The 5,702-nt window shown below is 67.6% G+C and carries 6 protein-coding genes and 1 pseudogene; 3 read left to right on the top strand and 4 right to left on the bottom strand.

From position 1 onward, the window contains the following. Positions 1 to 136: pseudogene (locus tag ACK59X_RS13135) on the bottom strand (IS481 family transposase); the annotation flags it as partial. 896 nt (positions 137 to 1,032) lie between these two features. Between ACK59X_RS13135 and ACK59X_RS13130 the strand changes: the two are divergent. Beyond that, positions 1,033 to 1,251 carry a hypothetical protein gene (locus tag ACK59X_RS13130; RefSeq protein ID WP_409957767.1) on the top strand — a complete coding sequence of 73 codons (219 nt, stop codon included), beginning with the start codon at positions 1,033 to 1,035 and terminating at the stop codon, positions 1,249 to 1,251. 5 nt (positions 1,252 to 1,256) lie between these two features. On the opposite strand, the gene ACK59X_RS13125 is transcribed toward ACK59X_RS13130, so the two are convergent. Next, positions 1,257 to 1,715 carry a hypothetical protein gene (locus ACK59X_RS13125; protein ID WP_409957766.1) on the bottom strand — a complete coding sequence of 153 codons (459 nt, stop codon included), beginning with the start codon at positions 1,713 to 1,715 and terminating at the stop codon, positions 1,257 to 1,259. Between the two features lie 352 nt (positions 1,716 to 2,067). On the opposite strand from ACK59X_RS13125, the gene ACK59X_RS13120 reads away from it, so the two are divergent. After that, on the top strand, positions 2,068 to 3,543 hold the full coding sequence (locus tag ACK59X_RS13120; protein ID WP_409957765.1) for a DUF2867 domain-containing protein: 1,476 nt from the start codon (positions 2,068 to 2,070) through the stop codon (positions 3,541 to 3,543). 92 nt (positions 3,544 to 3,635) lie between these two features. Next, the gene (locus tag ACK59X_RS13115; RefSeq protein WP_409957764.1) at positions 3,636 to 4,073 is read left to right on the top strand and encodes a hypothetical protein; all 438 of its coding nucleotides are present in this window, start codon (positions 3,636 to 3,638) and stop codon (positions 4,071 to 4,073) included. Between the two features lie 17 nt (positions 4,074 to 4,090). Here the strand turns inward: ACK59X_RS13115 and ACK59X_RS13110 are convergent, their stop codons facing one another. Beyond that, positions 4,091 to 4,711, bottom strand: a complete 621-nt coding sequence (locus ACK59X_RS13110; RefSeq protein ID WP_409957763.1) for a hypothetical protein — start codon at positions 4,709 to 4,711, stop codon at positions 4,091 to 4,093. 50 nt (positions 4,712 to 4,761) lie between these two features. After that, the gene (locus ACK59X_RS13105; protein ID WP_409957762.1) at positions 4,762 to 5,388 is read right to left on the bottom strand and encodes a hypothetical protein; all 627 of its coding nucleotides are present in this window, start codon (positions 5,386 to 5,388) and stop codon (positions 4,762 to 4,764) included. Positions 5,389 to 5,702 lie beyond the last annotated feature (314 nt).

Here is a 5,702-nt window from a genome sequence, read left to right as displayed (position 1 = left end):
GGTTGAGCAAGGCATACGCGGCCTTGGCTCCAATACCGAAGCGGCGGCACAGCTCGCGCCGGTTGGCGCCCTCTTGCATTGCAAGTTCCACGAACTCACGCTTGACGTCCATAAGGTCTTTCGGTTGCCAGGCCATGGGGGCTTCTCCCTTGCGAACGCAAAGCAGAAGTGTTTCCTATGTCTTCGCACACCTGTTTCCTATGTCCCCGGTCTATACAGGCCGCCAAGAGAAAGTCACCAAAGAGAAGGCGGCCCCCAGTCTGCGTCCCTTCGCTTCGCTGCGGGCAACCTGCGATGCTCGGATCTGGGGTGGTGCCGCAGAACTCGCTGCGTTCTTCGAACTCCGCTCAAACAGCTGCGGCAAGCTAGACGACGAAGCGTGTGTGTCCTTCGGCACACACGCCCACCCCAGCTCCTGCGCTTCTCGGCGCAGCCAGAAGGGGTGGGGAGCGGGTACCACCCGGCTGCTGCATGCGCAGCTGCGCCGGGTGTCGGTTACGCGCCGCGCGCTGCCGACGATTGGGGCGCGATCACTCTGGCGAGCCGAGCGCAGTGACGGGCCACGGTGCCGAGCGGAGCAATGGCCCGTGCCGGTATCCACCCCCCTCTGACCGTGCCGAGAAGCGCAGGGCCTGGGGTGAGCGCGTGCCGAAGGACACGCGCATCGTTGTCTGACTCACCGTGGATGTTTGAGCGGAGTTCACCCGCAGGGGGAACGTAGCGAGTTCCACGGTGCACCCCAGGACCAAGCATCGCAGGCTGCCCGTAGCGAAGCGAAGGGACACGGGCAGCGGGGTCGCCTTTCTTTGGGGTACGTTTCTTTGGCGACGCAAAGAAAGGTACCTCGGCCGCCGGGCCGAGACCCGGCCTCCGCCCTTGAAAAAGCATGTGCCATCCATGGAGACCAAGCCGCAAAGCAAGGGATTCAACGGCTGAACGCAGCAGACAACAAACTCACCGCCCCACCACCTGCGACCCCACCTCCTGATAACACTCCACCGTATTCCCATCCACCCACTGATAAACCACCCCATGCCCACAGACAAACTGCGCCGCCATGTGCCGGCGCTGCTCCGCACTGGGCTGCGGCCGCCGGCCATGCGCTTGCTGCTCCATGCGCTCGCGCTGCAGTTCATGCTGCGCATCCTCGTGCATCGCCCAGAGCAAGGTGCACCCGATGGCCACCGCGCCGAGCACAAGAACCACATGGCCGGGGGTGGCCCCGCGCTCCGGACCCTGGGTTGCGGGTGAGCGCATCACACGGCCTCGGTGTGTGTCTCGGCCCAGGTGCGGGCCAGCACCTCGATGGCCTCGCGGGCCAGGGCGTGGCCCTGCAGCGCGCAGCTGACCAGGGCGTGCATGGCGCGGGTGTCGTTGTCGCGGTAGTCCATGGCCGACAGTAGGCGTGCATAGTCGCCGCCGCGCGCCAGGGCCAGTGTGTCGCGGTGCGCGGCGTCTTCGGCGGCGTACTGCGCGTCGGACTCGGCGGCGCGGGCCTCGTGGTGGTGTGCCGCGTCGCGTACGGGGTCGTTGGCGCTGCGGCAAAAACCTGCCAGCAAGGGGGCCTGCGGGGTGGCCAGGCCATCGTCCAGCGGGGGCTGGTGCGGCAGCTGCTGCACTGGTTGCCACACCGATCGGCTGGGTGCCATGCGGGCTGCGTTGGCGGCAAAGGCCGGGAAGGGCAGGGGCATCGGGGCGGCGTGGTGGTAGTGCATGGGGCGGCTTCCTTTGACAGACGGACGGTGAGGGGGCAGCCATGGCGCGTGTTGATTGCATGCGGACCGACCGTGGTGCGGAGTGCCTGGGTGTGCCGCTGTTGGCCGGTGCCGATGGTGCCGCCGTGCGCCGGGACTGCCATGGGATCCATTGTTTAGTAATTTCTAAACTTAGTCAAGATAAACCTGAACCAGGGTCAAGGACGTTCTTGACTGCGGCGATATGTCTCCACGGGTGCACAGTCGTTTTGTTAAGGTTGCAATTAGGTAATTAACTAACTATACTGAATTCAGGGCGTGACCCAAGCACGGTCGCGCAAGCCAGATCCACCGTCCGAAAGGGAGCCGACGCATGATGAACACCTGCAGCAGCACCGCCACCACCATGCAGCTTGCCCGCCCGGTCTTGCGCCTGACGCGCGAGACGGCGACCTTCCCCGTTGTGGCGCTGCCCACGCGGCCGGGCGCGCTGCCCATCGAGGTGACCCTGCTGGCCCGCTTGGGCCGGGGGGCTGGCACGGGCCTGTGCCGCGGCATGATGGCGCGCCAGGGTCAGCACCGGCGCTTCATCGACGCGCTGGACGAGCCTTCGGCCAAGCTGGGTGGCAGCGATTTCGCCAAGGGCGATGCCACGGCGCTGTACAGCTTTGGCGTGGGGCAGGGCGGGCACCCGTTCCATCGGCATGCAGGGCACCGGGTGTTCACGGCGGTGTCGGGCAGCGCGGGGGCGCAGCTGCGCTTTTCCAGTGCCACGCCTGACGAGATCGCGCACGACCCGGCGGCCTTCGTGCGGGCGCTGCGCCATGTCGATGTGCCGCCGGATTGTTTGTTCACCGTGCGCTTTTCGGGCGAGAACTGGCACCAGTTCGTGCCCGGTGTGCCGGGGGCCGGGCACCCGGCGTTCTTCGCCCTGTCCACCCACACCAACGAGCTGGGCGGCGCGCTCAGCGATGCACTGCGCCAGCGCGTGCTGCAGGACGAGGGAGACATCCCCTCGCTGACCGAGCTGTTGCCCGACGCCGTGCAGGCGCTGCTGGCCAGCGCACCCGCGCAGGCGCGGCAGGTGCCCACCACGGTGCTCTCGCTGGGCGAGCGGCCCGGCGGGTGGCTGGCCGCCGCCTGTGGGCACTACCGCGCGCTGGCCGGCCGGGTGGGCCATGTGCTGGCAGGCCTGCTGGCGCCGTTGCAGGGCGGCGGCTACGTGAGCGAGCTGCGGCCCAGCCGCGTGCAGGAGCAGCCTGGCCTGCCCGCCAGCAGCCTGCTGCGCCAGGCGCTGGCCGGCCAAAGGCTGCACCATAAGGACTGCTTCACGCTGGTGGTGCCAGCGCCGTCCCCCAGTGCTGGCGCGGTGCCGGATGCCGCGGCCCTGCTGGCCGGCCTGCTGGGCAGCTTTCTCGTGCACCGGCACCCGGGCGTGTCGCGCATGATGGCCGTGCGCAATGCGGTGGTGCGCCCGCTGGGGCTGCGCCGCTCGCCGCTGGCCTGCCCCGTGTCGTCGCTGCAGCCGCCCATCGCCGGGCAGGTGATGGACCCGGACAGCCTGCGGTTTGCCGGCCGCTACCCCGTGCACGCCAGCCTGGTGGCGGCCGACGGGCGCAGCGCGCAGGTGCTGCTGGGCGCGGACGACAAGCACCTGGCCTTCCGCTCGTGCGTGGGCGTGCGCTGCCTGGACGATGGCCGGGTGGAGTATTCGCTGGCGACCCGCGTGGCTTGCCGCAATGCCTTCGGCCGCCTGTACATGGCGCTGATCGAACGCACGCACCGCCGCTACATCGCGCCGCACCTGCTGCAGGTGGCGGTGGAGGGCATGGAGGTGCGGGCGCGGTAGGGCTGGCGGATTCTGCGGATCTCGGTCGGGCGGCCGTAATATTGCGGCAAGAGACCTGATGGCCCCCATCCATCAATCCTTTGGAGATCGCCATGACCACCCCCGTGCGCCTCACCGAGCTCATTGATGCCTTCCAGTGGGCCCGCGCCGGGGGCGGGGTCGAGAACGAGGCCCATTTGGACCTTCAATCTGGAAGGTTCTGGCTGATCGGAGATTGGGAGGACGAGGAAGACCCTGCGCCCGGCAACCTGGGGGATGCTTCGCTGTACCTGCAGGTGCCCAGCCAGTCAGAGCTGGGTTTGGGACGGCACCTGGCCTTGCGCTTTGCGCAGGAGCAAGCGCCGCAGCTGGAGGAACAGGTGCGCCGCTGTTTCGAGAAAAAGGGCGCCTACGGCCGGTTCAAGAACCTGCTGGACGACCATGGCCTGCTGCAGGCCTGGTACGACTATGAGGCTGCAGCCATCGAGCAGGCCCTGCGCGAGTGGGCGGCCGACAACGGCATCACCATCGTGGAGGGCGGCGCGCCGTAACGGGGGCCGGTGGGTGCTCAGCGCCCGACGCTGTAGCGCAGCGACTTGAGCACCAGGGTAAAGCCGGGCTCGGTGGCCTTGGCGTATTCCTCGGCCACCTGGGTCATGACGATGGCGGTGGTCCCGCCCAGATTGGCCTTGAAGAAGCGCGCCTCGTGCGGCAGCTTCTGGCCCAGCAGGCTGATCACGAAGCGCTGCGAGACGCCCTTGTTGTCCTGGCCTGCCACGTTGCGGGTGAGGGGCGCGGTGGTGGGGGCGCTGTAGCGCAGTTGCTGTGCGATGGCACCGGCGCCTTTTTCGGAGTCGTTGCGGCTTTTGGCGATGGTGGCCGCAAAGGCCTCGATGTTCTGCCCATTCAAGTAGGGGCTGATGTTGAAGGTGACGACGGCATCGTCGGGGCCTTCGAGGTCGATGCTGCGCAGGCGGGTCTCGTCCTGCGCGACGGTGTCCTCGGTCACCTTCCAGCCGGCGGGGTGCTCGAAGCTCACGCCGTCCTTGCTGTAAGTGGCATTGGGCGCGGCCAGCGCGGGCTGGCAAAAGCTGGCTGCCAGCAGCAGCAGGCCCAGGGCGGCGGCATGGAAACTGCGGCGCGTGGCCGGGGCGGGGTGGGCGTGCAGGGGCATGGGAAGGCGGGACATGGTGGATGAATGGATCGGTAGGTGGTCGGTCGGTGCAGGCAGGGCCGGGCTCAGCGTTTGGCGCGGTAGCGCAGGCTGTCCATCACCAGGCCCAGGGCTGCATCCATCTGCTTGGCGTCTTCGGCCACCGACTGGGTCATGATGTTGACACTGCGCGCGTCACCCATGTCGAGGGAGAAAAAGCGCGATTCGATATCCACGGGGACCCCTTCCGAGGTGTAGCCAAAGCGCTGCAGCACGCCCTTGACCTCCTTGCCGCCCACGCGCCGGGTGATGGTGCTGGAGGTCATGCCCGTGGGGGTGATCTTGTCCGGGCCTTCCAGGGCCGCTGGGCCCTTGTCCATTTCCGCGCGGTGCTCCGCGGCGCGCGCTGCCAGGGTCTCGATGTTCTGGCCCGACAGGAAGGGAATGAGCATCAGATGGATGCTCGCGTCCTCGGGGCCTTCCAGGTCGATGGTGCGCATGCCCGAGCCGTCCGTCTCCAGCTCGTCGGCCGTCACCTTCCAGCCGGCGGGGTGCTGGAAGGACACGCCCGCCTTGCTGTAGGACTTGGGGGGAGCGGCGTGGGCGGACGGGGCCAGGCAGGCCAGGGCTGTGGCCAGCAGCAGGGCCAGGGCTGCGGCGGCTCGGTGCAGGGCCGCGGTGAATGCTGGTTGAGGCAGGGATGCGGGGGGCATGGGAATGTGGGGGGCTCGTCGCGGTGGTGGGATGGGGTGGATTCTCGCATTGGGAATCGGGGTTGTTGTCCTCTATCGGGATGTCCTAAAAGACTTGACCAGGACAGTTGGGCCGGTGGTCAGGGGCCAGCGGCGTGGCTTTTTGATGGCGTGCCTTGGTCAAGGGCGGAGGCGAGACTGTCAGAAATTTTGTGTTCAGGGCATAGCATGACGACAGGAGCATGTATGCCAAGCAAGTTGAACAAGCCCAAGAGGGTAGCGCCAGCGCTACCGTCCATCCCCAAAGAGATCCTTGATCAGTTCGGCCAGGGGGC

This window comes from Acidovorax sp. (genome assembly GCF_046339755.1).
Taxonomy (GTDB): Bacteria; Pseudomonadota; Gammaproteobacteria; order Burkholderiales; family Burkholderiaceae_C; genus Acidovorax.
Note: the sequence above shows the minus strand (reverse complement) of the source record. Positions and strands in the feature narration are given on the sequence as shown.

Coding starts and splice junctions, on each gene's coding strand:
- ACK59X_RS13120 (WP_409957765.1), top strand. CDS start 2,068: ATGATGAACACCTGCAGCAGCACCGCCACCACCATGCAGCTTGCCCGC.
- ACK59X_RS13125 (WP_409957766.1), bottom strand. CDS start 1,715: ATGCACTACCACCACGCCGCCCCGATGCCCCTGCCCTTCCCGGCCTTT.
- ACK59X_RS13110 (WP_409957763.1), bottom strand. CDS start 4,711: ATGTCCCGCCTTCCCATGCCCCTGCACGCCCACCCCGCCCCGGCCACG.
- ACK59X_RS13105 (WP_409957762.1), bottom strand. CDS start 5,388: ATGCCCCCCGCATCCCTGCCTCAACCAGCATTCACCGCGGCCCTGCAC.
- ACK59X_RS13115 (WP_409957764.1), top strand. CDS start 3,636: ATGACCACCCCCGTGCGCCTCACCGAGCTCATTGATGCCTTCCAGTGG.
- ACK59X_RS13130 (WP_409957767.1), top strand. CDS start 1,033: ATGCCCACAGACAAACTGCGCCGCCATGTGCCGGCGCTGCTCCGCACT.